The 25947-nt window shown below is 71.7% G+C and carries 24 protein-coding genes and 1 tRNA gene; 9 read left to right on the top strand and 16 right to left on the bottom strand.

From position 1 onward, the window contains the following. Positions 1 to 13: 13 nt before the first annotated feature. Together ACZ4Z3_RS15035 and ACZ4Z3_RS15030 are read right to left on the bottom strand one after the other, a co-directional pair. Positions 14 to 922 (bottom strand): dioxygenase family protein, encoded by a 909-nt coding sequence (locus tag ACZ4Z3_RS15035; RefSeq protein WP_468501454.1) that lies wholly within the window; start codon positions 920 to 922, stop codon positions 14 to 16. A 138-nt stretch (positions 923 to 1060) separates the two neighbouring features. After that, the gene (locus tag ACZ4Z3_RS15030; protein WP_468501344.1) at positions 1061 to 2818 is read right to left on the bottom strand and encodes an FAD-dependent oxidoreductase; all 1758 of its coding nucleotides are present in this window, start codon (positions 2816 to 2818) and stop codon (positions 1061 to 1063) included. A 198-nt stretch (positions 2819 to 3016) separates the two neighbouring features. Here ACZ4Z3_RS15030 and ACZ4Z3_RS15025 point away from each other — a divergent pair, with 198 nt between their 5' ends. Further along, on the top strand, positions 3017 to 4906 hold the full coding sequence (locus ACZ4Z3_RS15025) for a helix-turn-helix domain-containing protein (RefSeq protein WP_468501343.1): 1890 nt from the start codon (positions 3017 to 3019) through the stop codon (positions 4904 to 4906). Here ACZ4Z3_RS15025 and ACZ4Z3_RS15020 read toward each other — a convergent pair. From ACZ4Z3_RS15020 to ACZ4Z3_RS15005, 4 genes are all read right to left on the bottom strand, one after another. Continuing rightward, entirely contained in the window at positions 4894 to 6870 is a 1977-nt protein-coding gene (locus tag ACZ4Z3_RS15020) for an ABC transporter ATP-binding protein (protein ID WP_468501342.1), read from the bottom strand. The genes ACZ4Z3_RS15025 and ACZ4Z3_RS15020 overlap by 13 nt on opposite strands. A gap of 276 nt (positions 6871 to 7146) precedes the next feature. After that, complete coding sequence (locus tag ACZ4Z3_RS15015; protein ID WP_468501341.1) at positions 7147 to 8859, bottom strand: glycerol-3-phosphate dehydrogenase/oxidase; 1713 nt, start codon at positions 8857 to 8859, stop codon at positions 7147 to 7149. Positions 8860 to 8880: 21 nt separating this feature from the next. Then, entirely contained in the window at positions 8881 to 10398 is a 1518-nt protein-coding gene (gene glpK, locus ACZ4Z3_RS15010) for a glycerol kinase GlpK (RefSeq protein WP_468501340.1), read from the bottom strand. 74 nt (positions 10399 to 10472) lie between these two features. Further along, positions 10473 to 11321, bottom strand: a complete 849-nt coding sequence (locus ACZ4Z3_RS15005; protein WP_468501339.1) for an MIP/aquaporin family protein — start codon at positions 11319 to 11321, stop codon at positions 10473 to 10475. A gap of 299 nt (positions 11322 to 11620) precedes the next feature. Here ACZ4Z3_RS15005 and dhaK point away from each other — a divergent pair, with 299 nt between their 5' ends. Next, on the top strand, positions 11621 to 12625 hold the full coding sequence (gene dhaK, locus ACZ4Z3_RS15000) for a dihydroxyacetone kinase subunit DhaK (RefSeq protein WP_468501338.1): 1005 nt from the start codon (positions 11621 to 11623) through the stop codon (positions 12623 to 12625). A 90-nt stretch (positions 12626 to 12715) separates the two neighbouring features. Here dhaK and ACZ4Z3_RS14995 read toward each other — a convergent pair. Beyond that, positions 12716 to 12789, bottom strand: a tRNA-Pro gene (locus ACZ4Z3_RS14995). A gap of 100 nt (positions 12790 to 12889) precedes the next feature. Here ACZ4Z3_RS14995 and ACZ4Z3_RS14990 point away from each other — a divergent pair. From ACZ4Z3_RS14990 to ACZ4Z3_RS14980, 3 genes are all read left to right on the top strand, one after another. After that, a complete protein-coding gene (locus ACZ4Z3_RS14990) occupies positions 12890 to 13417 on the top strand; it encodes a DUF309 domain-containing protein (protein ID WP_468501337.1) in 528 nt (175 codons plus the stop codon). Positions 13418 to 13555: 138 nt separating this feature from the next. Beyond that, entirely contained in the window at positions 13556 to 13876 is a 321-nt protein-coding gene (locus ACZ4Z3_RS14985) for a hypothetical protein (protein WP_468501464.1), read from the top strand. A 90-nt stretch (positions 13877 to 13966) separates the two neighbouring features. Next, a complete protein-coding gene (locus tag ACZ4Z3_RS14980; protein WP_468501336.1) occupies positions 13967 to 14815 on the top strand; it encodes an HAD-IIA family hydrolase in 849 nt (282 codons plus the stop codon). On the opposite strand, the gene ACZ4Z3_RS14975 is transcribed toward ACZ4Z3_RS14980, so the two are convergent. Then, positions 14801 to 15574 carry a sulfite exporter TauE/SafE family protein gene (locus ACZ4Z3_RS14975; protein WP_468501335.1) on the bottom strand — a complete coding sequence of 258 codons (774 nt, stop codon included), beginning with the start codon at positions 15572 to 15574 and terminating at the stop codon, positions 14801 to 14803. The two genes, ACZ4Z3_RS14980 and ACZ4Z3_RS14975, sit on opposite strands and share 15 nt — an antisense overlap. 439 nt (positions 15575 to 16013) lie before the next feature. On the opposite strand from ACZ4Z3_RS14975, the gene ACZ4Z3_RS14970 reads away from it, so the two are divergent. The 4 genes from ACZ4Z3_RS14970 (at position 16014) to ACZ4Z3_RS14955 (ending at position 18117) form a co-directional block, all read left to right on the top strand. Beyond that, positions 16014 to 16823 carry an alpha/beta hydrolase gene (locus ACZ4Z3_RS14970; RefSeq protein ID WP_468501334.1) on the top strand — a complete coding sequence of 270 codons (810 nt, stop codon included), beginning with the start codon at positions 16014 to 16016 and terminating at the stop codon, positions 16821 to 16823. A 108-nt stretch (positions 16824 to 16931) separates the two neighbouring features. Then, positions 16932 to 17234 carry a WhiB family transcriptional regulator gene (locus ACZ4Z3_RS14965; RefSeq protein WP_468501333.1) on the top strand — a complete coding sequence of 101 codons (303 nt, stop codon included), beginning with the start codon at positions 16932 to 16934 and terminating at the stop codon, positions 17232 to 17234. A 21-nt stretch (positions 17235 to 17255) separates the two neighbouring features. Continuing rightward, positions 17256 to 17741 (top strand): Dps family protein, encoded by a 486-nt coding sequence (locus ACZ4Z3_RS14960; protein WP_468501332.1) that lies wholly within the window; start codon positions 17256 to 17258, stop codon positions 17739 to 17741. A gap of 49 nt (positions 17742 to 17790) precedes the next feature. Then, positions 17791 to 18117, top strand: coding sequence for a DUF3140 domain-containing protein (locus tag ACZ4Z3_RS14955; protein WP_468501331.1), 327 nt, complete (start codon positions 17791 to 17793; stop codon positions 18115 to 18117). 81 nt (positions 18118 to 18198) lie between these two features. Here the strand turns inward: ACZ4Z3_RS14955 and ACZ4Z3_RS14950 are convergent, their stop codons facing one another. From ACZ4Z3_RS14950 to ACZ4Z3_RS14915, 8 genes are all read right to left on the bottom strand, one after another. Then, the gene (locus ACZ4Z3_RS14950; protein WP_468501330.1) at positions 18199 to 19557 is read right to left on the bottom strand and encodes an NtaA/DmoA family FMN-dependent monooxygenase; all 1359 of its coding nucleotides are present in this window, start codon (positions 19555 to 19557) and stop codon (positions 18199 to 18201) included. Between the two features lie 19 nt (positions 19558 to 19576). Further along, on the bottom strand, positions 19577 to 20842 hold the full coding sequence (locus tag ACZ4Z3_RS14945; RefSeq protein WP_468501329.1) for an LLM class flavin-dependent oxidoreductase: 1266 nt from the start codon (positions 20840 to 20842) through the stop codon (positions 19577 to 19579). Between the two features lie 77 nt (positions 20843 to 20919). Continuing rightward, positions 20920 to 21006 (bottom strand): putative leader peptide, encoded by an 87-nt coding sequence (locus ACZ4Z3_RS14940; RefSeq protein ID WP_468501453.1) that lies wholly within the window; start codon positions 21004 to 21006, stop codon positions 20920 to 20922. 56 nt (positions 21007 to 21062) lie between these two features. After that, positions 21063 to 21335: a GNAT family N-acetyltransferase gene (locus tag ACZ4Z3_RS14935; RefSeq protein ID WP_468501328.1), complete on the bottom strand. Its 273-nt coding sequence runs from the start codon at positions 21333 to 21335 to the stop codon at positions 21063 to 21065. 281 nt (positions 21336 to 21616) lie between these two features. Next, positions 21617 to 22645: an ABC transporter substrate-binding protein gene (locus ACZ4Z3_RS14930; RefSeq protein WP_468501327.1), complete on the bottom strand. Its 1029-nt coding sequence runs from the start codon at positions 22643 to 22645 to the stop codon at positions 21617 to 21619. Between the two features lie 125 nt (positions 22646 to 22770). Next, positions 22771 to 23607: an amino acid ABC transporter ATP-binding protein gene (locus ACZ4Z3_RS14925; RefSeq protein WP_468501326.1), complete on the bottom strand. Its 837-nt coding sequence runs from the start codon at positions 23605 to 23607 to the stop codon at positions 22771 to 22773. After that, positions 23604 to 24587: an amino acid ABC transporter permease gene (locus ACZ4Z3_RS14920; RefSeq protein WP_468501325.1), complete on the bottom strand. Its 984-nt coding sequence runs from the start codon at positions 24585 to 24587 to the stop codon at positions 23604 to 23606. Before ACZ4Z3_RS14920 ends, ACZ4Z3_RS14925 begins: the two co-directional genes overlap by 4 nt. A 406-nt stretch (positions 24588 to 24993) precedes the next feature. Then, positions 24994 to 25914 carry a glutathione S-transferase C-terminal domain-containing protein gene (locus ACZ4Z3_RS14915; protein ID WP_468501324.1) on the bottom strand — a complete coding sequence of 307 codons (921 nt, stop codon included), beginning with the start codon at positions 25912 to 25914 and terminating at the stop codon, positions 24994 to 24996. Between the last annotated feature and the right edge of the window lie 33 nt (positions 25915 to 25947).

The raw sequence follows: 25947 nt of genomic DNA, 5'->3' as shown, positions 1-25947 counted from the left end.
TGGACGAACTCCCTCACGCTTCCTCCCGGTCGAACGTGTCGAGCGTGTCGGGCGAGTCGAGCGTGTCGAGCACGAGGTCGAAGCGGGCGTGCCGGAACGGGTTCGGGATGCCGAACTCCCGCGCGAGCTCCGGGTCGTCGGTCTCGGCGAAGTCCTGGACGAGGCTCTCCTTGACGGCGAACACCGCGTCCGAGTCTAGGTGGTCGCTGCCCGCCACGAAGATGTGCGTGGTGACCGTCCGGTGCCCCTCGGCCGAGCCGATGAAGTGGATGTGGGCCGGGCGGTAGGGGTGGCGGGCCGTGGCCTTCAGGAGCGCGCCGACCGGGCCGTCCGTCGGGATCGGGTACGGGCTCGGCACGCAGGTGCGGAACCAGAAGCGGCCCGCGTCGTCCGTCGTGAACAGTCCGCGCCCGTTGCCGGGTGGCTGCACGTCCGGCTGCTGCACGTCGTAGAAGCCCTCGGCGTTCGCCTGCCAGACGTCGAGGACCGCGCCGGGCAGCGGGGTGCCGTCGCGGGACAGCACACGCCCGCTGACCACGCACGGCTCGCCGCCGCCGACGAGGTCGATGTCCGCGCCGAGCGCACGGGCCGGGGACTCGGTCATGTGGAAGGGGCCGAGGACGGTCGACTCGGTCACGGCACCGGCCTCGGCGCTTCGGTCGGGACTCCCGTCCGCGCCGTCCCGGTCCCCCGCGCCCCGCTCGCTGTTGATCGTCTCCACGAGCATGGAGACGCCGAGCACGTCCGAGAGCAGCACGAACTCCTGCCGGATGGCGGTGCAGGCCTGGCCGGTCGCGGTGAGGAAGGCGATGGCCCGCTCCCACTCGGCCATGGTCGGCTCGGTCTCGCGGACGAAGGCGTGCAGGTGGCGGGTGAGGGCGGCGAGCAGCTCGCGCAGCCGGGGGTCGGGCGTGCCGTCCATGCTGTCGACGACCGCTTCGGTGATCCGGGTCGTGAACGCCTCGCTCGTGCCGGTACCCGTGTCGGTGCTCCTGCCGGTACCCGTGTCGGCGCTCTTGTCGCTACTCGTGTCGGTGCTCATGTCCGGGCATCCTTCCCGTCAGGCATGTCCGAGGATCCGTCGCAACGCCGCTGTCAGCAAACGCTCCGCGTCCTCGGCCGACGCGGCGGCCGAGGCGTGCCGGAAGGCGATGTACCCGTCGGGGCGGACGAGCAGGGCTCCTCCGTCGGCCATCTCGCTCAGCCGGGCCCAGTCGCCGTACGGGTCCTCGTACTGTCGGCCGGGGCCGATGACGACGGTGGTGATCGCCGGGTCCTGGGCCTCTGCCGCCCGGGTCCAGTGGTCGCCGCCGATGCCGGTGATCAGGGTGAAGCGGCCCTGCCCGACGGTGTCCAGCGTGGAGAGGGTGCGGGTGCCGGAGGTGAGCCAGGCGTGCGGGAGCCTGGCGCCGGGGCGGGTGGTGGGCTGGTGGTGCAGCTCGGGGTCGCGGTCGAAGCCGGGGTCGGGGGTGCCGTCGGGGACGATCGCCTCCGAGGTGTAGCGCTGGTTGAGGTCGACGCCGTGCGCGTTGAACTCGTACACCTTGAACGCGATGGCCTCGCGCAGCCGTGCCCGCTGCTTCTCGGCGGCCTCGGTGGCGTCCTTGCGGGCGGCGATGTTGGCCCACAGCTGCTCGGGGGTCTGCGGGGAGAGCCCGTCGAGTGCCTCGAAGACGGGCGCGGTCTCGCCGATGGACTTGTTGGCGCGGGTGACGATCTGCCGGCCGATCGGGGCGCGCTCGGCGGTGTAGGTGTCCAGCAGCTTCGGGGAGGCCGTGCCGTCGAGGACGAGCTTGAGCTTCCAGGCCAGGTTGTAGGAGTCCTGGATGGAGGTGTTGGAGCCGAGGCCGTTGGACGGCGGGTGGCGGTGCGTGGCGTCGCCGGCGCAGAAGACCCGGCCGTTGGAGTACGTCTCGGCGTACATCTCGTTGACCGTCCAGGCCGAGGACGACTTGACGGTCACCGGGATCTCGTCGTCGCCGATCAGCTTGCGGACGATGCTCTCGGCGTACTCGGTGGTGAGGTCGGGGGCGCCCGCGGTGACGTCGTACCCCCACACGATCAGCCACTCGTTCCAGGGGCGGACGCAGCGCACGAGGCCCGCGCCGATGCCGCCGACGGTGGCGCCCGGGGCGAGCACCCAGTACAGGGTGGACGGCCGGTGCGCGGTGTACTTCGTGAGGTCCGCGTCGAAGACGATGTTGATGCTACCGGCCACGCCCATCTGGCCGCCCATGGGCAGCCCCGCGTCCTCGGCGACCTGGGAGCGGCCGCCGTCGGCGCCGATCAGGTACTTCGCGCGGATCGTGTACGCGTCGCCGCGCAGCCGGTCCTCGACGGTGACGGTGACGCCGTCGGCGTCCTGGACGAAGGACTTGTAGACGGTGCTGAACCGCAGGTTGGTGCCGCGGGCGACCGCGGCGTCGATCAGGACGGGCTCCATCAGGTGCTGCGGCATGTCGCACATACGGGTGGGGCTGGCGAGTTCGTGCGCGGCCTGCACGAGCGGGTCGTTGCCCCAGGAGCGGACCCGGCCCAGTTCCTCGCCCGCGAGGCTGGTGCAGAAGGTCGTGTCACCCATCAGGTGCTGCGGGGTGGCCTTCGCGACGACCTCGTCCTCGACCCCGAGGTCCCGCAGGACCTCCATGGTGCGCTGGTTGGTGATGTGCGCGCGGGGCGTGTCTGCGAGGCGGGAGTAACGGGTGACGACGATGTTCGGCACGCCGTACGTGCTCAGCGCGAGCGCGGCGGAGGCGCCGGCGGGGCCACTGCCCACGATCAGTACGTCGGTCACGACATCGGGCTCGACGGTGTGCACGGGAACGCTCCAGGGGCATGAGAACAGGCACCGACCGTCGAAGATCATGGACGGGTGCGCGGGAGCGTGGGTGTCTCAATACGAGACAGTTCGGCACACAGGACAGGTGGGCGCCCGTATCGGGCTGCCCATGGCACGGAGTACGGAAACGGGGCGCTTGTTGTTCATTCAACCTGTGCCGGTACGGTGAGTGGTGTCGTGACCACCACAGAGCAGCCCTCCGTCTCCGTCCGCCCCACCCTCACCTCGCTGCGCAGGGCCCGGGAGTTGTTCCTGCTGGGGCGGGAAGTGCCGGACGACGTACCGGAAGAGGTCGTCGCCGCCTGGAAGCGTGCCCGGTTCTTCGGCGTACGACACGACGTGCGGGACCCCTTTCCCGACGCGGAGCGGCCTCCCGTACGACCGGACGATTCACCCCTGCTGGCGGCGGCCCGACCGGTCCTGGAACGGATCGCCCCCGCGCTCGGCGCGGAACAGGCGGCCCTCCTCCTCACCGACGAGCGGCTGCGGGTGCTGTGGGCGACCGGCGGCGGACGGGACGACCTCTGCCGCTTCGACCTCTCCGAGCAGACGGTCGGCGTCAACAGCGCGGCCCGCGCGCTCAGCACGCGCCGGCGGGCCGAGGTGCACGGGCCCGAACACTTCCTCGACCTCTGGCAGGACGTCTCCGCGGTCAGCGTGCCGGTGCTCGCCCCCGACACCGGGCGAGCGCTGGGCACGGTGACCGTGGCCTCCACGCTCTGCGCGGAGTGCGGCCCGCACCCGGGAGCCGCCCTCGCCGAGGCCGCCGCCGACGCCGTCGAGGCGGAACTCCTCGCGCGGTCGCAGGGGGCGGAACGGGTGCTGCTCGACGCGTACTTGGCGGCGGTGCGGGGAGCGGGGCGTCACGGCCGGAACGGTGAGGCGGGTCGGGAGCGCGGTGGTCGCGGGCGTCCGGAGGCGGGGCGGGCGGTCGTCGCCCTGGACGGACGCAACCGGCTGGTCAGCGAGGCCGCGGGACGGCTGCTGTCACCGGAGGGGCTGGAGGCGCTGGAGCGCGGTGCGGTCGCCGCGGTGGAAGGGGCGGCCGTCGCGGCCGTGCCGTTGCCGGAGGGGGCCAGGTGTCGGGCGACCCTCACCCCGGTGACGCATCTGGGCTCGGTGATCGGAGTGGTCGCCGTGTTGGAGCCGGTGGGGCGGCCGGCCGCCGGGGTGGACTCGTGGGGCGGTGCGGCGGCGGACGGGCACAGTGGTGGCGGTGTCGACGTGGGGGCGGCCGGGAGTTCGATGGCCGGGCGTTCGGTGGCCTGGCGGCACGCGGTCGACCGGGCGACGGACCTGGCGCGATCGTCGTCGGAGCCACTGCTGCTCGTCGGGGAACGCGGCACCGGGAAGGCGTCCCTGGCCCGGGAACTGGCCACGGAGCTCGCCGGGGAACTGGCCCGGGAACCGGCCGGGGGACTTGCCGGGCAGCCGCTGCTGACGGCGGACGCGGCGGAGGGTGAGATCCACGCGGCGTTGGACGCGTGGGCTGGTGGGCGGGCGGTCCTCGTCCGGCACGCCGAGCGTCTGGCCCAGCGCGATGTGGCGGCCCTCAACTCGCTCCTCGAAGCGCCTCCCGTCGCGCCCCTGCTGGTGACGTACACCCCGGGTCCCCCGCCCGGCCCCTGCCTCCAACGCCTGCTGGACAGCCTGGCAGCGCGCTCGGTCACCCTGCCCGCGCTGCGCGAACGCCCCGAGGACATCAAGGACTTGCTCCACTCCCTCACCCCCAGCCCGGCACCGGGCGACCCGCCGCTCACCTGGTCGCTGGACGCGCTGCGCGCTCTGGAGCAGCACCCGTGGCCCGGCAACGTCACCGAACTGGTGCACCTGGTGCGGGGGTTGACCGAGCAGCGCCGGGCGACGGGGCCGGTCCGGCGGGCCGAGCTGCCGGATCCGGTGCGGGAGGGCCCCGCCGCCCGGCAGCTCAGCCCGATGGAGCGGGCGGAGCGCGCCGCCATCCTGGACGCCCTGCACCGCCACGGCGGCAACAAGGCCCGTACGGCCATGGCGCTGGGCATCGCCCGCGCCACGCTGTACCGGAAGCTACGGGGCTACCGAGGCTGAACGCCCAGCGGATCGGCGGGCCGGTCGCGGGCGGAGGACTCGTCGGCGGACGGCTGACCAGGGATGTTGTTGTCGGTGGGCTCGATGTCGGTGGGCTCGATGTAGATGTCCGTGGGCTTGTTGTCGGTCGAACTGTCGTCCACGAGGGCGTCCGTGGCGCCGTCGTCCGTGGCGCCGTCGTCGAGGAAGCCGCCCGACTGGTGCTGCCACAGCTTGGCGTAGGCGCCTTCGCGGGTGAGCAGTTCCTGGTGTGTGCCCTGTTCGATGATCCGGCCGTGGTCGAGGACGACGAGTTGGTCCATGCCGGCGACCGTGCTCAGCCGGTGGGCGACCACGAGCGCCGTACGGCCCTCCATCAGCCGCCACAGCGCCTCCTGCACGAGGAGTTCGCTCTCGGAGTCGAGGGCGCTGGTCGCCTCGTCGAGCAGCAGGATCGGGGCGTCGCGCAGGATCGCCCTGGCGAGCGCGACCCGCTGGCGCTGCCCGCCGGACAGTTTGATGCCGCGCTCCCCCACCAGCGTGTCGAAGCCGTCCGGCAGGACGTCTGCGAACTCCGTGACGTGGGCGGCCTCCGCCGCCCGCCGGATCTCGGCGTCGGTGGCGTCCGGCCGGGCGAACGCGATGTTGTCCCGCAGGGTGCGGTGGAACATCGCCGGGTCCTGCGGCACATACGCGATGAGGCTGCGCAGGTCGGCCTGGCGTAACCGGCTGATGTCCTGGCCGCCGATGAGGATGCGCCCGGCATCGATGTCATTCATGCGCAGCAGCAGCCGGGAGAGCGTCGTCTTGCCGCCGCCGGACCGGCCCACGAGACCGACCTTGGTCCCGCTGGGCACCGTCAGGTCGAGGCCCCGGAAGAGTGGTTCGGCGCCCGCGTGGGCGAAGGTCACCTTCTCGAAGCGCACATCGGCGGGGCCGGGCCGCAGGGGCTCCGGCTCCACCGGGTCGAGCACGGTCGGCGGGTCGCGCAGCAGGTCGGTGAATTGCGCGGCCTCCGTCATCGCGCTCTCCATACGACGGTAGATCTGGTTGAACTCGAACATGATCCGCGTCGCGTTGGTGTAGTAGGTGAAGGCGACGACGACCGCCTCGACGCCGTTCCCGCGCGCGCCGAGGGTAATGGCGAGCACCAGGCCCAGCACGTTGGTCAGCACGGACAGCGGGGCGACCAGGGTGTCGATGCGGAGGTTGCCGTAGTCCCACGACCGCAGGGAGAGCCGGCGGGACTCGGCGACCCGGGACCGGTGCTCCGCGGCCTCCCGCTCCTCGGCGGCGAAGGCGCGGACCGTGTCCATGTTCGTCAGGCTGTCGGCGACATGGCCGGACACCCGGGCGATGGCCTCTTCGCGCAGGCCCACGAGTGCCTGGCGGCGGCGGATGAGGGGCACCACGCAGACCGCGGTCAGCGCGATCATCACCAGGAGCCCGACGACGAGCAGAGGTTCGTACCGCCAGAGGACCACCGCCCCGAACAGCAGCGGAACGAAGTTGCCGAGGACCGAGAAGGTCAGGGTGTCGACGAACTGCTCGAAGCGGGACGCGAAGCTCAGGACCCGCTTGGTCAGGGAACCGGCGAAGTTGTCGTGGAAGAACGTGGCGTCCTTGGCGAACAGTTCGTCCATGCCGATGACGTACAGGCGCTCGATGCCCAGGGCGTCGAGACGGTTCTGACAGTGCAGGCCGAGGCGCCAGAGCGCCTCGGCGAACAACAGGACGCCCGCGAAGCCGAGGATGTAGGGCAGCGTCGTGCCGACGGTGACCTCGGGGTCCTCGGCGATACGGCCGACGAGTTTCGCGACGACGAGCGGCGCGACGTAGTAGATACCGATGTTGCCGACGGCCGGCAGGAGCATGCCGGGGACGGCCAGCAGCCGCAGCCGGACCAGTTCCCGTCCGTAATAGCGAAGTGCGAGGAGGACCGGGCCCTTGCCCGGCATCGCTGTGCGTGATTCAGGTGATCCCATCCCGCCCCTGTGTGTCGTGTGGCGGTCCGCCACGAGCCTCTTGGGGGAATGCCCTGCCTGAACGGCGGCGCCATACGCGTACAAACAGGGCAGGAACTGAAGTCTCCCGTGCCGGGACGCACGAGGTCCAAGCCTTTTCCCCTGTCGGCGACAGGCCGCACGCGGGTGCGATTCAATCCGGCCATACCGTTCGCGGCGGCAAAAAAACGAGCAGCGGGTCCGCCGTATTCGGCGGACCCGCCGGCCCCGCACCGTCGGGACGACAGGATGTGAAAGTCAGTGCACGGGAATGATGTCGGGGGCGCCGAGCCGTACCGCGTCAGCGGTCTGGTCGTCCGGCTGCTGCTGGGCCTCGCGTTCGGCGGCCACCCGCTTCAGGTAGTGGTTGACCTCACGGTCCCGGTGCGCTTGGTCCCATCCCAGGTGAGGCGCCATCAGTTCCGCGACGGTCCGCGCCGCGTCCACACCACGGTCCCAGGACTCGATGGAGATCCGGGTACGTCGGGCGAGCACGTCCTCCAGGTGGCGGGCACCCTCATGGGTCACCGCGTAGACGGCCTCGACCCGCAGGTAGTCGTCGGAGCTCGGCAACGGCTCGCCGAGCGAGGCGTCGGCTGCCACCATGGCGAGCAGCTCGTGCACCAGGGAGCCGTAGCGGTTCAACAGGTGCTCGATGCGGGCGACATGCAGCCCGGAGCGCTCGGCGAGGTTGTGGCGGGAGTTCCACAGGGCCGGATAGCCGTCGGCGCCGAGCAGCGGAACGCGTTGTGTGACGCAGTCGGGCACTTTCTCGTCCAGACCGCGGGCCGCCTCGTCGACCGCGTCCTTGGCCATCACCCGATAGGTCGTGTACTTGCCGCCCGCCACCACGACGAGACCGGGTACCGGGTGTGCGACCAGGTGCTCCCGTGACAGTTTGCTGGTTTCCGCGGCCTCGCCGGACAGGAGGGGACGCAGACCGGCGTAGACGCCTTCGACGTCCTCCGGAACCAAAGGTGTGGCCAGGACGCTGTTGACGTGTTCCAGCAGGTAGGTGACGTCCTTGGAGCTGAGGGCGGGATGGGCCTTGTCCAGTGTCCAGTCGGTGTCGGTGGTCCCGATGATCCAGTGTCGTCCCCAGGGGATGACGAACAGCACGCTCTTCTCGGTGCGGAGGATCAGCCCCGTGCGGGAGTTGATCCGGTCACGGGGGACCAGCAGGTGTACGCCCTTGGAGGCGCGGACGTGGAACTGGCCGCGCGTGCCGGCGAGGGACTGGGTGTCGTCGGTCCACACGCCGGTCGCGTTGATGACCTGCTTGGCTCGCACCTCTGTCTCGTCGCCGGTCTCCAGATCCGTGACAACGGCTCCCACCACCCGCTCGCCCTGCCGCAGGAAGCGGCTGACACGGGTGCGGTTGGCGGCCAGCGCTCCGTAGGCGACGGCCGTGCGGGCGAGGAACATGGTGTGCCGGGCGTCGTCGACCTGGGCGTCCCAGTACTGGATGGCGCCGACCAGGGCGTCGGAGCGCAGCGCGGGCGCCTCGCGCAGGGCTCGGCGCTTGAGCAGGTGGCGGTGGCGGGGCAGACCTCTGGAGGTACCGGCGGCCGCGGCCATGGTGTCGTACAGCAGTACGCCGGCGCCGACGTACGGACGCTCCCGGATCCGGTGTCGCAGGGGGTACAGGAACGGCACCGGACGCACCAGGTGAGGGGCCAGGAACTGAAGCAGGAGTCCGCGCTCCTTCAGGGCTTCGGCGACGAGCCGGAAGTCCAGCATCTCCAGGTAGCGCAGGCCGCCGTGGATGAGCTTGCTGGAGCGGCTGGACGTGCCCGAGGCCCAGTCCCGGGCTTCGACCAGGCCGACTCTCAGGCCCCGGGTGGCGGCGTCCAGGGCCGTTCCGGCGCCGACGACACCGCCCCCGACGACGAGGACGTCGAGCTCACCCTCTCCCAGTCGGACGAGGGCCTCCGCGCGGGCCCCGGGCGAGAGGGCCACCGGGTTCGCCATGGTCTCCTCCTCGTGCGGAACCTATTCGACCTTGGCCCAGTCGAGCGTGCGCTCCACCGCCTTCTTCCAGCCCGCGTATCCTTCCTCGCGCTGTTCCTCGGACCACTGGGGTTCCCAGCGCTTGGACTCCTGCCAGTGGGTGCGCAGTTCGTCGGTGTCCCGCCAGAAACCGGTGGCGAGACCGGCGGCGTAGGCGGCGCCCAGCGCGGTGGTCTCGGCGACGACCGGGCGGCTGACCGGGACGCCGAGAACGTCGGCCTGGATCTGCATGCACAGGTCGTTGGCCGTCACGCCGCCGTCGACCTTGAGCACGTCGAGGTGGACGCCGGAGTCCTGCTCCATGGCTTCCACCACGTCGCGGCTCTGGTAGCAGATGGCTTCCAGGGCGGCCCGCGCCAGGTGGCCGCCGTCGTTGTACCGGGCGAGGCCGACGATCGCGCCGCGGGCGTCGGAACGCCAGTACGGGGCGAAGAGGCCGGAAAAGGCGGGGACGAAGTAGATCCCGCCGTTGTCCTCGACGGTACGCGCCAGGCGTTCGCTCTCGGCAGCGTCATTGATGATCTTCAGCTGGTCGCGCAGCCATTGCACCGCGGAGCCTGTGACGGCGATGGAGCCTTCGAGCGCGTAGATCGCCGGGCTGTCGCCGAACTGGTACGCCACGGTGGTCAACAGGCCGTGCTGGGACCGCACCAGTTCCGTGCCGGTGTTGAGCACCAGGAAGTTGCCGGTGCCGTAGGTGTTCTTGGCTTCGCCGGGCGCGTAGCAGACCTGCCCGACGGTGGCTGCCTGCTGGTCGCCGAGCACACCGGTGATGGGGATGGCTGCCCGCAGCGGCCGGGAGGTACGGGCCCGTCCGAACGCCTCCGCGTGGGAGGACGGGTTGATGGTGGGCAGCATCGCCCGGGGAACGCCGAAGAAGCTCAGCAGTTCGTCGTCCCAGTCGAGGGTCTCTAGGTCCATCAGCATGGTGCGGCTGGCATTGGTCACGTCGGTGGCGTGGACGCCGCCGTCGGGGCCGCCGGTGAGGTTCCACAGCACCCAGGAGTCGGTGTTGCCGAAAAGGGCATGGCCCTGCTCGGCCGCCTCGCGGACTCCGTCGACGTTCTCCAGGATCCACTGGATCTTGCCGCCGGAGAAGTACGTGGCCGGCGGCAGCCCCGCCTTGCGGCGGATGACGTCGCCCTGGCCCGAGCGGTCCAGCGCTGCCGCGATGGAGTCGGTACGGGTGTCCTGCCAGACGATGGCGTTGTAGTAGGGACGGCCGTTGCGCGGGTCCCAGACGACGGTCGTCTCCCGTTGGTTGGTGATGCCGATGGCCGCCAGGTCCTCCGGCGAGAGGTTTCCGTGCCGGAGCGCGTTCTGCATCACCGAGTTGGTGCGCTCCCAGATCTCCACCGGGTCGTGTTCGACCCACCCCGAGCGCGGGAGGATCTGTGAGTGCTCCAGTTGGTGCCTCGCCACCTCGTTGCCGGCATGGTCGAAGATCATGAAACGGGTGCTGGTGGTCCCCTGGTCCACCGCGCCGACGAAGTCCGCCATGGGATGCCGCCTCTCCTTGGGCTCTCCCGGGGCAGCCGGAACACGGCAGCCCCGGGAGACGGTCAGCTCTCGTGTCAGCTTTCGTCCGGAGCCGGCACCCGTCCGGGGGGCTCCGGCTCGGCGGTCGGCAGGAACCGGCCGATGAAGAACTTGTACAGGCCCGCTCCCAGCAGACCTCCGATCAGCGGACCGAGGATCGGCACCCAGAAGTAGAGGTGCCCGTACTGATCTCGCCACGCTCCGCCGTACCCGGTGAAGAAACTGGCCAGCCTGGGTCCGAAGTCACGTGCCGGGTTGATCGCGTAACCCGCGTTGGTGCCCCAGGCCATGCCGATGGCCACGACGATCAGGCCGACGATGAACGGCGCCAGGTTGGCGCCGGGGGGCGTGTTGAGCAGGTCCGTGACCGCGAGGATCAGCAGCAGCAGGATCGCGGTGCCGATGATCTGGTCGCGGAATGCGCCCCAGTCGCTGACCGGCAGGTTCGGGTTGCCGTTGGCGGGCAGCGTGGAGAAGACGCCCTGCGTCTTGATCGTGTGGGTGGGATCCGCCTTTGCCAGCGCCTCGGTGTAGTTCCACCGGACGATCAGGGCTGCCACGAAGGCTCCGGCCGTCTGGGCCAGCGCGTAGGGAGCCACTTTGCTCCACGGAAAGCCCTTGAACGCCGCCAACGCGACGGTCACCGCGGGATTGAGGTGAGCACCGCTCAGCCTCGCCGCGACGTATACGCCCAGGGTGACGCCGAGACCCCAGGCCCAGGCGATGCTGTCGTGGTCTCCCAGGCCGCCCGCCGGGTCCGTGAGAGCCCCGCCGGCGACTACCTGAGCCACCACACCGCACCCGAAGAGGATGAGGATCATGGTGCCGGCGAATTCTGCCGAAAGCTCGCCGACCAGCCCTGATCTCTTGAGCCGCTCAGCCATGGGTGCCCGCTTCCCGCCGGTCGAAAGACCGGCCGTCGACTGCCCCGAGTACTCCGCAGATCAGTGTAGAACCGGCCAGAGCCATGCGCGCGAGGTGAAGCCGCCCGCGGCCCGGCCAGGGAGCGGAAGCCCGCCCGGGGAGGCGGGCGAAGCGAGCATCCATCGCGAATGTCCACGACGTGGCGGCACACTGTTCGTGTGGCGTGCGATCCCGAATGCGCCCGCCTGTCACGGGCGAGCCTCTGCCCCGTGAGGGCACGGGGCAGAGGCTCGGCCGCCGGTCCCACCCGGGAGGTGCCATGAAGATGCTGATCAACAGTCCGGAGAGCGTGGTCGCCGATGCCCTGCGGGGGGTGGCTGCCGCCCACCCGGAGCTGGACGTGGACGTGGAGCGGCGGGTGGTCGTACGGCGAGACGCGCGGGAGGGCGGGCGGGTCGGGCTGGTGTCCGGCGGCGGCTCCGGGCACGAGCCGCTGCATGCCGGGTTCGTCGGGTACGGGATGCTGTCGGCCGCGTGTCCCGGGGAGGTGTTCACCTCGCCCGTCCCGGAGCAGATGCTGCGCGCGGCGAGCGCCGTCGAGGCCGGGCAGGGCGTGCTGTTCGTCGTCAAGAACTACACGGGGGACGTGCTGAACTTCCAGATGGCCGCCGAGCTCGCCGAGGAGGACGGCGTCCGGGTCGAGCAGGTCCTGGTCAACGACGACGTCGCCGTCACCGACAGCCTGTACACGGCCGGGCGGCGGGGCACCGGGGCGACCCTGTTCGTGGAGAAGATCGCCGGGGCGGCCGCCGAGGAGGGCGCACCGCTGGAGCAGGTGGCCGCGGTCGCCCGGCGCGTCAACGAGTCCTCGCGCAGCTTCGGCGTGGCGCTCAGCGCCTGCACCACTCCCGCGAAAGGCGGCCCGACCTTCCAGCTGCCGGACGGGGAGATGGAGCTCGGGGTCGGGATCCACGGCGAGCCGGGCCGAGAGCGGCGCGCGATGATGCCGGCCCGAGCGATCGCGGAGGTCGCGGTGGACGCCGTACTCGAGGAGCTGGTGGAGGTGGCTCCGGCCGACGGGCCGGTACTGGCCCTCGTGAACGGGATGGGAGCGACGCCGCTGCTGGAGCTGTACGGTTTCCACGCCGAGGTGGCCCGGCTGCTGGAGGCCCGGGGCGTGCCGGTGGCGCGAACGCTCGTGGGCAACTACGTCACGTCGCTGGACATGGCGGGCTGCTCGGTGACACTGTGCCGGGCCGACGCGGAGATGCTGCGGCTGTGGGACGCGCCCGTGCAGACCGCCGCGCTGCGCTGGGGCCGCTGACCCCATGTGTCCCCAAGCGGTCCCCAGGAATGATCAAGGGGCCGTCTCAGATCCCCTCTGAAACGGCCCCTGACCCACGACTTCGTAAAGTCGGGACGACAGGATTTGAACCTGCGACCCCTTGACCCCCAGTCAAGTGCGCTACCAAGCTGCGCCACGTCCCGGTGCGCTGTCCGCGGTGGAACCGCGTGATCGCGCAGAGAGAACTTTACCGTACGTCGGCCGGTGCTCCGCGGCCGGTGAGGGGCGAGGGACAATCAAGGCATGGACGCGACATCGGACGGCGGGACGGCACGGCTGAGGGACCGGGACACGGAGGGGCGCGCGCGGAACGCTCGGCCGCGCGACGGGCTGGGGCGGCCGTTGCCGTACGGGGCGGACGGTGTGGAGCGGCAGCCGGAGGGAGTCGTACGGCGGCCGGAGGAGACCGTCGCGGAGGCGCAGGCGCTGCTGGACGCGGGGAAGCCGTTCCACGCGCACGAGGTCTTCGAGGACGCGTGGAAGTCGGGGCCGGAGGAGGAACGCGCCCTGTGGCGGGGGCTGGCCCAGCTCGCCGTCGGGCTCACGCACTCGGCGCGCGGCAACGCGACGGGCGGCGCCCGGCTGCTGCGGCGGGGGGCCGGCGCGGTCGAGGAGTGGGCGGCGACCGAGGGCCGGGCGCGGCCGTACGGCATCGACCTGGCGCATGTCGCGACCTGGGCCCGCGAGCTGGCCGGCGTCGTGGAGGGTGAGGCACGTCCGGTGGACGCGGGAAGCTGGGCGCCGCGCCTGGGAGGGGACGGGCCCCGGTAACGGCCTCCTCGTCCCCGGTCCGCTCGTCGAGGCCGCGCCCCGGATCGAGCGGCTGCGGGTCGAGGCCAGGGAGCGCAAGAGCTGGGTCATCGACATGTATCTGCCGCGCAGGCACGGCGAGAGTGTGATCGTGCACCTGTGACGACCACTCAGGACGCCGCCGCCCCGTCCGCCGCGCAGGCGCCCGAGCTGAGCACGCGCCGGCGCAACGTCGTCTTCGTGACGATCATGCCGGCCATGCTGCTCGCGGCCCTCGGCCAGACCATCGTGGGCAGCGCGGCCTGGGGGCGACTGGCTCCGGCAGCGGCTGGAGGAGGACTACGGCCGTCCCGTCGACGGGGATCTGCGCGCCGCCGTCACACCATCGCCAAGCGGCTGTTGAGGGAGGACCTCACGCACGGTCTGCCGGCCCGGGAACGCGAGCCGGTCCCGTCCGGCGCTACGGCGACCACCGGCTGACGGCCGGCCGACTTCCGGTCGACCACCGGCTGGCCACCGGCGGACTGCCGGCCGACTGCCGGTCGACCACCTCCGGCGTATCGTCCCGGTATGTCAGAGAAACGTGCTGTTCTGGTCGACATCGACGGTGTGCTCACCGTCTCGTGGAAGCCGCTGCCGGGTGCGGTCGGGGCGTTGCGGGAGATCCGCGGGGCCGGGCTGGGGGTCGCGCTGGTGACCAACACGACGTCCCGGACGCGGGCGTCGATCGCCGGGGTCCTGACCGGCGCCGGGTTCCCCGTGACCGCCGACGACATCCTGACCGCGCCGACCGTGACCGCCGCGTATCTCGCCCGGCACTGTCCAGGGGCGCGCTGCGCGCTGCTGAACAGCGGCGACGACATCCGGGAGGACCTCACCGGGGTGCGGCTGACCGGCGACGACGACACGGACGTGGACATGGCGGCGGAATGTGACATTGACGTTGACGTTGACGTGGTGATCGTCGGCGGGGCGGGGCCCGGTTTCGACTACGTGGCGCTCAACCGGGCCTTCGGTCGGCTCCAGCGCGGGGCCCGGCTGGTCGCGATGCACCGCAATCTGTACTGGCGGACGGACGAGGGGCTCCAACTGGACTCGGGTGCGTTCCTCGTCGGGCTGGAGCGGGCGGCGCGCAGGGAGGCCGAGATCACGGGCAAGCCGTCCGCCGCGTTCTTCGAGGCGGCGCTGGCACACCTCGGCGTCGCGGCCGGGGACGCGCTGATGGTCGGGGACGACATCGAGTCGGACGTCCTGGCGGCGCAGCGGGCGGGTATCACCGGTGTGCTCGTCAGGACCGGGAAGTATCTGCCGGAGACCCATCGCGCCGCGAGCGGGAGCCCCGACCACGTGGTGGACTCGTTCGCGGATCTGCCCGCGCTGCTGGGGCTCGGCAAGGGGACGCCGTCAGCGCAGCAGTAGCTGGAGGCCGCCGAGTACCGTCGCCGCGATCACCAGTTGCTCGAACAGCCGCTGGTTGATGCGGTGCACCGCCCACTTGCCGAGCAGGGCGCCCGGCACGACGAACAGGGCGAGCGCCGCGTCCAGCAGCAGGGAGGGGCCGTCGATGAGGCCGAGGCCCACGCTGAAGGGGACCTTGGAGACGTTGACGATCAGGAAGAAGAACGCCGACGTGCCCAGGAAGCCGAGCTTGCGGAAGCCGGCCGAGAGCAGGTACATCGACATCACGGGGCCGCCGGCGTTGGCGACCATGGTGGTGAAGCCGCCGAGGACGCCGTAGGAGCGGGCCTTGACGCGGCCGGCGCGGGTAGTGACGGAGTCGGGTTCGTCGTCCTGGTCGGCGGTGCGGCGGCGCCACACCGTGACCGCCGTCATCAGCAGGAGGATCGCGCCGATCGAGGTCCGTACGACCTGGTCGTCGGCCCACATCAGGAACAGCGTGCCGAACACGACGCCCGCGCCGACCGCGGGGAAGAGCCGCCACAGGGTGGGCCAGTGGGCGTGTCGGCGGTAGGTCAGCACGGCGAGGACGTCCCCGACGATGAGGATCGGCAGAAGGACACCGGTCGAGGCGCGGGCCGGCAGCACGGCCGCGAAGATCGCGAGGCTGACGGTGTTGGCGCCACTCACGGCAGTCTTGGAGAAGCCGACGAGGAGGGCGGCGAAGGCGAGGGCGGCGAACTCGGCCGGGGCCAGGTGCCAGAGAGTCATCGTGTTCATGCGGAGACCGATGCTATGCGCACCTAACGGTCCCCGGACAGGACCGTCTCGCCTGTCGGCACTGAGCGGGGCCGGGGCGGGCCGGGCGGCGAGCGGAGAGGGGCGCGGGCCCAGTTGAGCGGGACGCGGGCGGGTGGGGCGAGATCGGCCGGGCGGGGACGTACGGGCCGGGCGGGACGAGGCGGCAGGGCACGGGGACGGGCCGGGCGGGTGGGGCGAGATGAGCCGGTCAGGCCGGTCAGGGGCGTGCGAGGCAGGGGGCGAGCGGGCCGGGCGGGATGAGACCGGTGGAGGGTTGCGGGGCTGCGGCGGTGAGGGGGCGTCCGGGTCGGCCTGGGGGCGGCCGGCTGGGGGTGGGGTGCTGGGTGGCCCATGGACCCGTGGCGGGTGGGGTGGCAAGATCCACCGGGTTACCTTCACCGACGCAGCTGGAGGAGTCATGGCCGACTCGCGGGAGCACGCCTTCGCCGGTACCCGGGGTGGTGTCACCGTACGCGAGTGGCCGCGCGAGGGGGCGCGGTACGTGGCGCTGCTGGTCCACGGCTACGGCGAGCACATCGGCCGGTACGAGCATGTGGCGGACGCCCTCGTCGCCCATGGCGCGGCCGTGTTCGGCCCGGACCACATGGGACACGGCAGGTCGGCGGGCGAGCGGGTGCTGATCGAGGACTTCGAGGACGTCGTCACCGATGTGCGCGCGGTGGAGGAGCTGGCCCGGGCCGCGTACCCGGGACTGCCGGTGGTGCTGATCGGCCATTCGATGGGCGGTCTGATCGCCGCCCGGTACGCGCAACGGTACGGCGCCGGGCTGGCCGCGCTCGTGCTGTCCGGCCCGGTGATCGGTGACTGGAAGGCGGTGTGGGCGCTCCTCGCGCCGCCCGAGGTGCCCGAGGTGCCGCTCGACCCGAAGCAGTTGTCGCGGGATCCGGCGGTCGGCGCCGCGTACGCGAACGATCCGCAGGTGTGGCACGGCCCCTTCAAGCGGCCCACGTTGGAGGCCTTCGCGCGCACCCTGGAGACCATCTCCGCGAACGGGAGCGTCGGGGCGCTACCGCTGCTGTGGGTGCACGGCGACGACGACCGGATCGTGCCGCTGGCCGGCAGCCGCACCGGCGTCGAGGAGTTGCGCGGCGCCGTGTGGGTGGAGCGGGTGTACCCGGGTGCCCGGCACGAGGTGTTCAACGAGACGAACCGGGACGAAGTCCTCGCGGACGTCAAGGAGTTCGTGGACGGCGTACTCGCCGGCTGAGGCCCGCGCGGGGCCCGGTGGGCGGGTGCGCGGGGGATGTGGAAGGCCCGCGTCCACCGCTGTGGCATGCCGCGTTTTCCCCCATGCGTCCTGGGCACCCGGCCCCGCATGGAGTGGTTGCGGCAAGCGGCCTGCGTGGGCGAGGACCCCGAGTTGTTCTTCCCCGTGGGCACGACAGGACCAGCGCTGGACGACATCGAGGCCGCCAAGCGCGTCTGTGCCCGGTGCCCCGTGCTGCGCGAGTGTCTGCTTTGGGCGCTCGGCAGCGGGCAGACGTCCGGCGTGTGGGGCGGCATGTGCGAGGCGGAACGCACCGAACTGCTCCGCACGGCCGGGAGCGTCGAGGCGGCCCGGCACGAAGCGTTGGCGCGGCACGGGGCGACGCGCCATGAAGCGATGACGCGCCATTGATGCGATGAGGAGTTTCACCTGATGACGATAGTGAGGAGCACCCTGCCCGAGTCCGCTCTCCGGGTGACCGGGGACGCGCTGCAGGAGACCCTGGTCGACCTGCTGGGGCTGTCTCTGATCGGCAAGCAGGCCCATTGGAACATCGTGGGCCCGAGGTTCCGTTCGATCCACCTCCAGCTCGACGAGGTGGTCTCCACCGCGCGGTCGTACTCCGACCAGGTCGCCGAACGCGCGGCGGCGCTCGGTATCGCGCCCGACGGCCGCCCCGAGACGGTCGCGGCCCGGTTCGCCCTGCCGGGCACCAAGGAGGGCTGGCTCCGGGACAACGACGTCGTGCGGCTCCTGGTGGAGGCGCTTTCGACCGCGATCGGCCGCCTGCGGGAGCGTATCGAGGCGACCGAGGAGGCGGACAAGGTGTCGCAGGATCTGCTGATCTCCCTCACCGCCGAGCTGGAGAAGCAGCGCTGGATGTTCGAGGCGGAGAACTGGCCGCGCGAGAACGCCTGAGCACGCGCCCCGCGGCCGTACGCGAGCACGAGCAGCTAAGGGGGCTGCGATGACCGACGCCCTGGAACGGGACGCGCTGTGGGACGAGTTCCACCGCGTGGTGAACATGACCTCGCAGGAGCTGGAGGTCTGGCTCCGCACCCGGTACGCCGACGAGGAGAGCGAGGCGCTGCCCGAGCAGCCCGGGTCCCCCAGCGGCCGGCGGGTGCTGGAGATCCTGCAGAAGCGGCGCGTGGACCTCACCGAGGACGACTTCCAGGTGATGTACGGGGTCGTGGACTCGGTGAACGCGCAACGGGAGCGCGAGCCGGGCGCGGACGGGACGCACCGCCGCCACCGGCTGATGACGTTGGGACACGACCCGCTCAGGGCGTAGCTGCTGTCCCTGCCCCGTCCGTCCCCGTCCCCCACCGGCGGCGCCCGCGAGAGCGCGGGCGCCGCCTCGGCGTGCCCGGGGTCAGGGGCCGGTGCGCCCGGGGGTGTCCAGGCCCAGGTGGTCCCGGAGGGTCGTGCCCTCGTAGTCGGCGCGGAAGACGCCCTGCTCCTGGAGGAGGGGGACGACCCGGTCGGCGAAGGCGTCGAGGCCGGTCGGGGTGATGTGGGGGACGAGGATGAAGCCGTCGGCGGCGTCGGACTGGACGTAGTCGTTGATGGTCCTGGCGACCGTGGCCGGGGAGCCGACGAAGTTCTGGCGGTTGCCGGTCTCGATGACGAGATCGCGGATGGACCAGTTGTTCGCGGCGGCCAGCTCGCGCCAGGCGCGGGCCGTGGCGAGCGGGTCGCGGTACATGCGGACCTGGGCGCGGCCCTGGGAGATGTGGGTGGCGTCGACGTCCGGGTCGATGTCGGGCAGCGGGCCCTCCGGGTCGTAGGCGGACAGGTCCCGGTTCCAGACGAACTCCAGGTGCTTGAGGGCGGTGGCGCCGCTGACCTGCTGCCGGCGCACCTCCTTGGCGAGTTCCTCGGCCTCGGCGTCGGTGTCGCCGAGGACGAAGCTCGCGGCGGGCAGGATGAGCAGCTGGTCGGGGCGGCGGCCGTACGCGGCGAGGCGGCTCTTGACGTCGGTGTAGAACGCCTGGCCGGCGTCGAGGGTGGCGTGCCGGCTGAAGATGGCGTCGGCGCCGGCCGCGGCGAACTCGCGGCCCTCGTCGGAGTCGCCGGCCTGGAAGATCACCGGGCGGCCCTGCGGGGAGCGCGGCACGTTGAAGCGGCCCTCGATGTCGAAGTGCTGCCCGGTGTGGACGAAGGCCCCGGCCTTGGCGTCACTCAGGAAGGTCCCGGTCTCCTGGTCGGCGACGATCTCGTCCCCCTGCCAGGAGTCGAAGAGTTCGTTCGCGGTGGCGAGGAACTCCTTGGCCCGTGAGTAGCGCTCCTCCTGCGGCAGGAAGCCGCCCCGGCGGAAGTTCTCGCCGGTGAAGGCGTCCCAGGAGGTGACGACGTTCCAGGCGGCGCGCCCGGCGGAGAGGTGGTCGAGGCTCGCGAACTGGCGGGCCACCTCGTACGGTTCGTTGAAGGTGGAGTTGATGGTGCCGGTGAGGCCCAGGCGTTCGGTGACCGCGGCGAGCGCGGCGAGGACGGTGAAGGTGTCGGGGCGGCCGACGACGTCCAGGTCGTAGATCTTCCCGCCCTGTTCGCGCAGGCGCAGCCCTTCCGCGAGGAACAGGAAGTCGAACTTGGCGCGTTCGGCGGTCCGCGCGAAGTGCGCGAAGGAGCTGAACTCGATGTGGCTGCCGGCCTCGGGGTCGCTCCACACGGTGGTGTTGTTGACGCCGGGGAAGTGCGCGGCCAGATGGATCTGCTTCAGCGGCTTGCTCATGTCGTACGGTCCCTCCGGCTCAGGCGGTCGCGATGGGGGTCGCCCCGGGCTCGCGCGAAGTCGAGAGCTGGGGGGAGTAGCGGTTGGCGGGGCGGGGCAGGCCCAGCAGTCCGCGCAGGGTGTCGGCCTCGTAGGCGCGCCGGAAGGCGTCCCGGCGCTGGAGTTCGGGAACCAGGCCCCGGGTGATGGCGGGGAGGTCGTGGCCCGCGACGGCGGGCCGCAGCCGGAAGCCGGTGAGCCCGGACTCCCCCAACGCCAGGAGGAGCTCGGCGAGTTGTTCGGGGGTTCCGGTGAAGACGCGGGCGTCGCTCGCATAGGGGCCGCCGTCCAGGTCGTCGAGGCGTGCGCGGCGGGCCCGGGCGGCCTCCGGGGTGTCGTCGAGGAAGACGACGAGGTCGCCGAAGAGGTGCAGGGTCTCGTCGGCCCGGCCCGCCTCGGCCTGGGCGTCGCGGACCTCGGTGACCTGGGCGCGGGCGTCGTCGGCGTCCTCGGGGGTGAGGTAGCCGAGGTCGGCGGAGCGGGCCAGGAGCCGGAAGGGGGCGCCGGTGGGGTGGCGGTGGGCGAGGGCGCTGACGATCGGCTGACCCTGCGGCGGGCGGGGTGTGATCGAGGGGCCCTTGACCTTGAAGTGGGCGCCCTCGAAGTCGATGTAGTGCAGCTTGTCGCGGTCGATGAACCGGCCGGTGGCGACGTCCCGGATCTCGGCGTCGTCCTCCCAGCTGTCCCAGAGGCGGCGTACGACCTCGACGTGGTCCGCGGCCTCGTCGAAGAGGTCGCTGAGGAGCTGCCGGACGGCCGGGTCGGTGGGGTTCCTGACGTCGTCGGGGTTCAGCGGGGGGAAGGTGCGGCGGCCGAAGTGGGCGGCCTCGTTCCGACGGGCCGTCACCTGGACGCGCAGGCCGGCGCGTCCGGTGCTCACGTAGTCGAGGGTGGCGACGGCCTTGGAGATGTGGAACGGCTCGGTGTGGGTGGCCACCACCGTCGGGACGATCCCGATGCGCCGGGTGAGCGGGGCGACGCGGGCGGCGACGAGGACGGCGTCCAGGCGGCCGCGCACCTGGTCGGTGCGGTCGTCGGGCTCGGTGGGGTGCGAGGACTGCGGGCCGAGCCCGTCCTCGATCGTGACGAGGTCGAGCAGTCCGCGCTCGGCCTCGGTGACCAGGTCCGCCCAGTAGCTCGCGGAGAACAGGTCACGGGGCCGGGCCACCGGCTCGCGCCAGGCCGCCGGGTGCCAGCCGGCGCCGTCCAGGGCGACGGCGAGGTGCAGAGGAGAAGAAGGGGACACGGAAGTGCCTTCCTGGAGGTCCGTTGGAGAGCGCCGGCCCGCGGGACGGCGGGGCAGGGCGGAGCTGGGGCGACGGGTCAGGAGCGACAGAGCGCGCCGGCCACGCGCTGGAGGTCGATGTGCGGCCGGGAGTGGAGGTGAACGGCGTGCGGCGCACGGGGCACGGCCGTCACCTCCTTCGTCCGGGCGCGCGAGGGCGCCGCGCGGATCGCCTCTCCCCTCACAACACCGCCGCCTCGGGGGCTGTTCCCGGACTGCGGACCCTGAGGATCGTGGAGCGGCGGCGCACGGAGAAGCCGAGCGACTCGTAGAGCCGGACGGCGGAGATGTTGTCGGCGGCTGCGTGCGGGAACGGGGTGTCGCCCCGGTCGCGGATGCCCACGGCGACCGCGCGGACCAGGCGGGTGGCCAGACCAAGGCCCCGGTACGCCGGGTCGGTGCAGACGGCGCTGATCTCGGTCCGGCCGGGCGGACGGATCCTCTCCCCCGCCATGGCGATCAGCCGGCCGCCGTCCCGGATGCCGAGATAGGTGCCCAGTTCGACGGTCCGCTTCAGGAAGGGGCCTGGTTTCGGGGTAGCGGGCCGCGCCGCCGACGCGTTCGGCGAAGGCGGTGTGGGGGCCGGTGAGAGCGGACCGGACAGCGTTGTCGAGGACGTCGGTCCGGGGCCCGGCGAGGGTGGGCAGGGCTCCGCCTCCGTGGGTGTCGGTGTGGTGGGCCACGGGGGCGGAGTCCCTTCGCAGGGCCGGCTGAACGTCGGTCGGTGACGGAGGGTCAGGAATTGGTGAGGGGCAGGCCGGGCGGGTTGATCTCGGACTTCTCGACCGCCTCGTTGGAGAGGCTCCAGGCCTTCAGCCACTTGGCGTACTGGCCGTTCTCGATGAGGTGGTTGATGGCCGCGGCGAGGGGCTCGGCGAGGCCGCTGTCCTTCTTGGCGGTCGCGGCGATCAGGCCCTGGAGGGTCTCCCCGGCGCCGGAGAACTGGCCCGCGATCCGGGTCGCCTGCGGTGTGTTCGCCGTCTTGGCGGCGTGGTAGGAGAGGTTCGGGCTGGGGCCGAAGTATGCGTCGATCTTGCCGCTGTCGAGGGCCAGGTAGAGGCTGTTGTTCTCCTGGAAGTACTTGACGGTGAGGGGCTTGGCGCCCTCCTTCGCCAGCTTCGCCTTCCACTCCAGGAGGATCTTCTCCTGGTTGGTGCCGTTGCCGACGGAGACCGTCTTCCCGGCGAGTTTGCGGTAGTCGCCGCCGAAGTTCCAGTCGCTGTCCTTCCTCACCTCGAAGGCGAGGTCGTCCTTGCGGTAGGAGGCGAACTCGTACTTCTTCTTGCGCTCCTCGGTGTCGGTGACGTTGGAGAAGGCCACGTCGACCTTGCCGCTGTCGAGGCCGATGAAGAGGTTCTCCCAGGTGGACTGGCGCACCTCGGGTTCGAGGCCGAGGACGGCGGCGACCAGTCTGCCGAAGTCGGGTTCGGAGCCGGTGAGCGTCTTCTGGTCGTCGCCGATGAAGCCGAGCGGCGGGCTGCCGGAGGGCAGGGTGCCGGAGCCTATGACGAGCTTGCCGCGCTTCTTGACGGCGGCGGGCAGGCGGTCGCTGATGGATTTCACCTCGGAGACCTTCAGGGTGGTCTCGGTGGCGGCGCCGTTGGAGAGCCGGCCCACGGTGAGCGTGCCAGCGCTGTCCTTCCCTGTCTTCGCGACGGCGTCACTGTCTCCTCCGCAGGCGCTGAGTCCGGCGGCGAGGGTGACGGCGGCGGTCGTCGCGGTGATGCCGCGCAGCAGGCTGCGCCGGGAGAGCTGGGTGGGCATGGCTGTCCTCTTCGTTCGGTTCCACGCGAGTGGAAGGGATGGTGTGGGGTGGTGCGGGGCGTGGGGGACTCGGGTGGGGGGAAGCTGTGGTGTCCGGACGCGGGCTCCGGGTGCCGATGCCCGGCTCAGAGGACCTTGGCGAGGAAGTCCCGGGTGCGTTCGTGGCGCGGCCGGTCGAGGACCTCGGAGGGCGGGCCCTGTTCGACGATGCGCCCGCCGTCGATGAAGACGACCCGGTCGGCGATCTCCCGGGCGAAGCCGATCTCGTGGGTGACGATCACCAGTGTGGTGCCGGTCCTCGCCAGGTCCTTGATCACGGCGAGGACCTCACCGACGAGTTCGGGGTCGAGGGCGGAGGTGGGTTCGTCGAAGAGGATGACGCCGGGCCGCAGCGCGAGGGCGCGGGCGATGGCCACACGCTGCTGCTGACCGCCGGACAACTGCCGGGGGTAGGCACCGGACTTGTCGGCGAGGCCGACCCGGTCCAGCAGTTCGCGGGCGAGTTCCCTGGCCTGTTCCCCGCCGAGCCTCCCGGTCGCGACGGGGGCGGCGGCCACGTTGTCGAGGACGGTCAGGTGCGGGAAGAGGTTGAAGTTCTGGAAGACGAAGCCGATACGGCTGCGCTGGGCGAGGATGGTCCGCTCGTTCAGCTCCTTGAGCCGGTCGCCGTGCCTGCGGACGCCCATCAGTTCGCCGTTGACGCTGACATGGCCGATCTCCGGCTTCTCCAGGTGGTTGATGACCCGCAGCAGCGTCGACTTGCCGGAGCCGGACGGGCCGAGGACCACGGTGACCTCGCCGGGCCGCACGGTCAGGTCCACGCCGTTGAGGACCCGCTGGGTGCCGTACCACTTGTGCACGTCGCGCACCTCCACGGCGGCGGGCGCGGGCCGGGCGAGTTCGGCGTCCCCCGGAGCCGGTTCGGTGGTCCCGTGGGCGAGTTCGGTGGACCCGGCGGTCATACGGCGGCCTCCCTGCGGATGCGGGCGCGCAGCTCGGTGAGGCCGGCCCGCAGTTTCTGCAACGGCGTCGGCGGCAGGGTGCGGGTGGCGCCCCGGGCGTAGTACCGCTCGACGTAGAACTGGATGACGGAGACGACGCTGGTCAGGATCAGGTACCAGGCGGTGACGACGAGCAGCAGCGGCACGATGTCGCCGGGGTAGGTGGCGCCCATGGTCTGCGCGGTGCCGAACAGGTCGAGCAGGGAGACGTAGAAGACGAGCGAGGTGCTCTTGACCAGGCTGATCAGCTGGTTGACGTAGTTGGGGGTGATGGAGCGCAGGGCCTGCGGGAAGACGATCCTGCGGAACTGGTAGCGCTTCGGCAGGCCGAGGGCGGAGGCCGCCTCGTGCTGGCCCTGGTCGACGGAGAGGATGCCGCCGCGGACCACTTCGGCGGCGTACGCCGCCTCGTTGAGGCTCAGGCCGATCACGGCGACGACCATGTCGGTGGCGAGCCGTGACTCGTCGAAGGTGAAGAGGGCCGGCCCGAAGGGGACACCGAGGCTGAGCGTCTTGTAGAGGGCGCTGAAGTTGTACAGGAACAGCAGGACCACGATCAGCGGGATGGAACGCAACGCCCAGATGTAGACCCAGCTGACGGCGCGCAGGACGGGGCTCGCCGAGAGGCGGGCGAGGGCGAGCAGGATGCCGCCGACCAGGCCCAGCACCGCGCTGTAGACGGTGACTTCGAGGGTGACGAGCAGTCCGTCGAGGATCGTGGGCCGGAAGAACCAGTAGCCGAAGCGGTCCCACTGGTAGAAGGGGTTGGACACCAGTCCGTGGACGAACTGGGCCGCGAGGACCAGGACGACCGCGGTCGCGATCCAGCGGCCGGGACGGCGCAGCGGCAGAACTCGCTGCGCCGCCAGGCCCTTTGACGGGGTGTCGGCGGGCGGTGGCGCCTCGGCGACGGACACGGCTGCGCCTGGGGGTTCACTCATCGTCAGCTCCGGAGGAGTGTGGGAAACCCCGGGCGACGCAGGCGTCTTCGGGCCGTGCGACGGACGGGAGCCGCTCGGCGGGGAACAGGAGGAAGACGCACGGATGCGCACGGCACCGGGGCTGGCGGAAGGGCGAGGCGGACCGCGGGAGCGGCGCCTCAGGGGTTCAACGAACCGTCAGCCTCGACGGAGGTACGGCTCTAGGCCGTACGACGTGCGCTACACAGTGCGCTGTTGACCCGGAGCAGATCGACGGCGCGGTCGGCGCAGAGCGGCACGCAACCGTGGCGCCGCCAAGCGGCCGGCCTCGGGGTTGCGTGCATGTTCGTCACCATCGTTCTTCCGGCCCCGGTGGGCCTCGCGCTCTTCGGGTGGCCGTAAGTAACGCAGGCCCGGTACGGCTCTGTCAATGTCCGTCCACGTCCTGGGACGCTTGTCCGTCACTCGATACGGGCTGGTCGGGGACGTGCGAGGCCCAGTCCAGGATCTGTACGGCGGCTCCGGCGGCCTCCAGGCCCTGGCACTGGGCGTGGTGCCTGCGGGCGATGCCGTCGAGGTCGAGACGGGGGCCGAAGGCGGGGTGGGCGGTCAGCCGGCGCGCGTACGCCCACAGGTGCGGGTGGTCGGCGACGCGGTGCACGGCGGAGGCGTCCAGGTGCCAGCGGTGCACGGTGTCGAGGCGCACCAGGCTGGTCCACAACTCGATGTCGGCGGCGGTGAGTCGGTCGCCGAGGACGTACTCCTGCCGGGCGAGGCGGGCGTCGAGCGAGCGCAGGGTGCGCAGCAGGGAGCCGAGCGCGTCCCGGCGTACCGCGTCGTCGGTGTCGGCCTGTCCGGCGCGTTGCGCGGTGGCGTCGATGCCCTGTGCGCAGAGCCGGGTGACGCCCTCGAATTCCGCCTCCGTGTCCCGCGGGTACAGCTCGGGGCGGCCGCCGCCGAAGCGGCGGGCGAGGTCGCGCATGATGTCCGGGGCGTGGGTGCTGACGATGCGTCCGGACCAGTCGTCGCTGAGGACCGGCGCGGTGGCCGCCCCGGAGTAGCGGTGGGCGCTGGCCTCGTACAGGGGGCGCAGCTCGGAGTGTTCGCCGTCGGGTCCGTCGGGGACGGCGGGCAGGAGGGTGACGGGGCAGACGTCCGCGAGCCCGAGGAGGCCGTGCACGACGGCGATGCGCAGGGCGCCCGGACAGGACAGCGACAGATGCAGCCGGTACCGGCGCGGGACGGCGTAGTGACCGCTGCGGGCGTCACAGCCGATCCGCCCCCGGAAGACGGGCTGCGGCCGCTGCGTCGGAACGGCGTTCAGGGCGTGGACGGACAGGGCGGACATGGGTCTCCCAGGGGTCGCGGGGTACACGGGCGG

It is taken from the genome of Streptomyces sp. NPDC030296 (assembly GCF_055572815.1).
This window is presented reverse-complemented; position numbering and strand designations above follow the sequence as displayed.

What these genes read in the sequence shown, in the direction of transcription:
- ACZ4Z3_RS15035 (WP_468501454.1), bottom strand. Translation starts at nt 922, where the DNA reads ATGGACGGCACGCCCGACCCCCGGCTGCGCGAGCTGCTCGCCGCCCTC.
- ACZ4Z3_RS15020 (WP_468501342.1), bottom strand. Translation starts at nt 6,870, where the DNA reads ATGGGATCACCTGAATCACGCACAGCGATGCCGGGCAAGGGCCCGGTC.
- ACZ4Z3_RS15015 (WP_468501341.1), bottom strand. Translation starts at nt 8,859, where the DNA reads ATGGCGAACCCGGTGGCCCTCTCGCCCGGGGCCCGCGCGGAGGCCCTC.
- glpK (WP_468501340.1), bottom strand. Translation starts at nt 10,398, where the DNA reads ATGGCGGACTTCGTCGGCGCGGTGGACCAGGGGACCACCAGCACCCGT.
- ACZ4Z3_RS15005 (WP_468501339.1), bottom strand. Translation starts at nt 11,321, where the DNA reads ATGGCTGAGCGGCTCAAGAGATCAGGGCTGGTCGGCGAGCTTTCGGCA.
- dhaK (WP_468501338.1), top strand. Translation starts at nt 11,621, where the DNA reads ATGAAGATGCTGATCAACAGTCCGGAGAGCGTGGTCGCCGATGCCCTG.
- ACZ4Z3_RS14990 (WP_468501337.1), top strand. Translation starts at nt 12,890, where the DNA reads ATGGACGCGACATCGGACGGCGGGACGGCACGGCTGAGGGACCGGGAC.
- ACZ4Z3_RS14980 (WP_468501336.1), top strand. Translation starts at nt 13,967, where the DNA reads ATGTCAGAGAAACGTGCTGTTCTGGTCGACATCGACGGTGTGCTCACC.
- ACZ4Z3_RS14975 (WP_468501335.1), bottom strand. Translation starts at nt 15,574, where the DNA reads ATGAACACGATGACTCTCTGGCACCTGGCCCCGGCCGAGTTCGCCGCC.
- ACZ4Z3_RS14970 (WP_468501334.1), top strand. Translation starts at nt 16,014, where the DNA reads ATGGCCGACTCGCGGGAGCACGCCTTCGCCGGTACCCGGGGTGGTGTC.
- ACZ4Z3_RS14965 (WP_468501333.1), top strand. Translation starts at nt 16,932, where the DNA reads ATGGAGTGGTTGCGGCAAGCGGCCTGCGTGGGCGAGGACCCCGAGTTG.
- ACZ4Z3_RS14960 (WP_468501332.1), top strand. Translation starts at nt 17,256, where the DNA reads ATGACGATAGTGAGGAGCACCCTGCCCGAGTCCGCTCTCCGGGTGACC.
- ACZ4Z3_RS14955 (WP_468501331.1), top strand. Translation starts at nt 17,791, where the DNA reads ATGACCGACGCCCTGGAACGGGACGCGCTGTGGGACGAGTTCCACCGC.
- ACZ4Z3_RS14950 (WP_468501330.1), bottom strand. Translation starts at nt 19,557, where the DNA reads ATGAGCAAGCCGCTGAAGCAGATCCATCTGGCCGCGCACTTCCCCGGC.
- ACZ4Z3_RS14935 (WP_468501328.1), bottom strand. Translation starts at nt 21,335, where the DNA reads ATGGCGGGGGAGAGGATCCGTCCGCCCGGCCGGACCGAGATCAGCGCC.
- ACZ4Z3_RS14930 (WP_468501327.1), bottom strand. Translation starts at nt 22,645, where the DNA reads ATGCCCACCCAGCTCTCCCGGCGCAGCCTGCTGCGCGGCATCACCGCG.
- ACZ4Z3_RS14925 (WP_468501326.1), bottom strand. Translation starts at nt 23,607, where the DNA reads ATGACCGCCGGGTCCACCGAACTCGCCCACGGGACCACCGAACCGGCT.
- ACZ4Z3_RS14920 (WP_468501325.1), bottom strand. Translation starts at nt 24,587, where the DNA reads ATGAGTGAACCCCCAGGCGCAGCCGTGTCCGTCGCCGAGGCGCCACCG.
- ACZ4Z3_RS14915 (WP_468501324.1), bottom strand. Translation starts at nt 25,914, where the DNA reads ATGTCCGCCCTGTCCGTCCACGCCCTGAACGCCGTTCCGACGCAGCGG.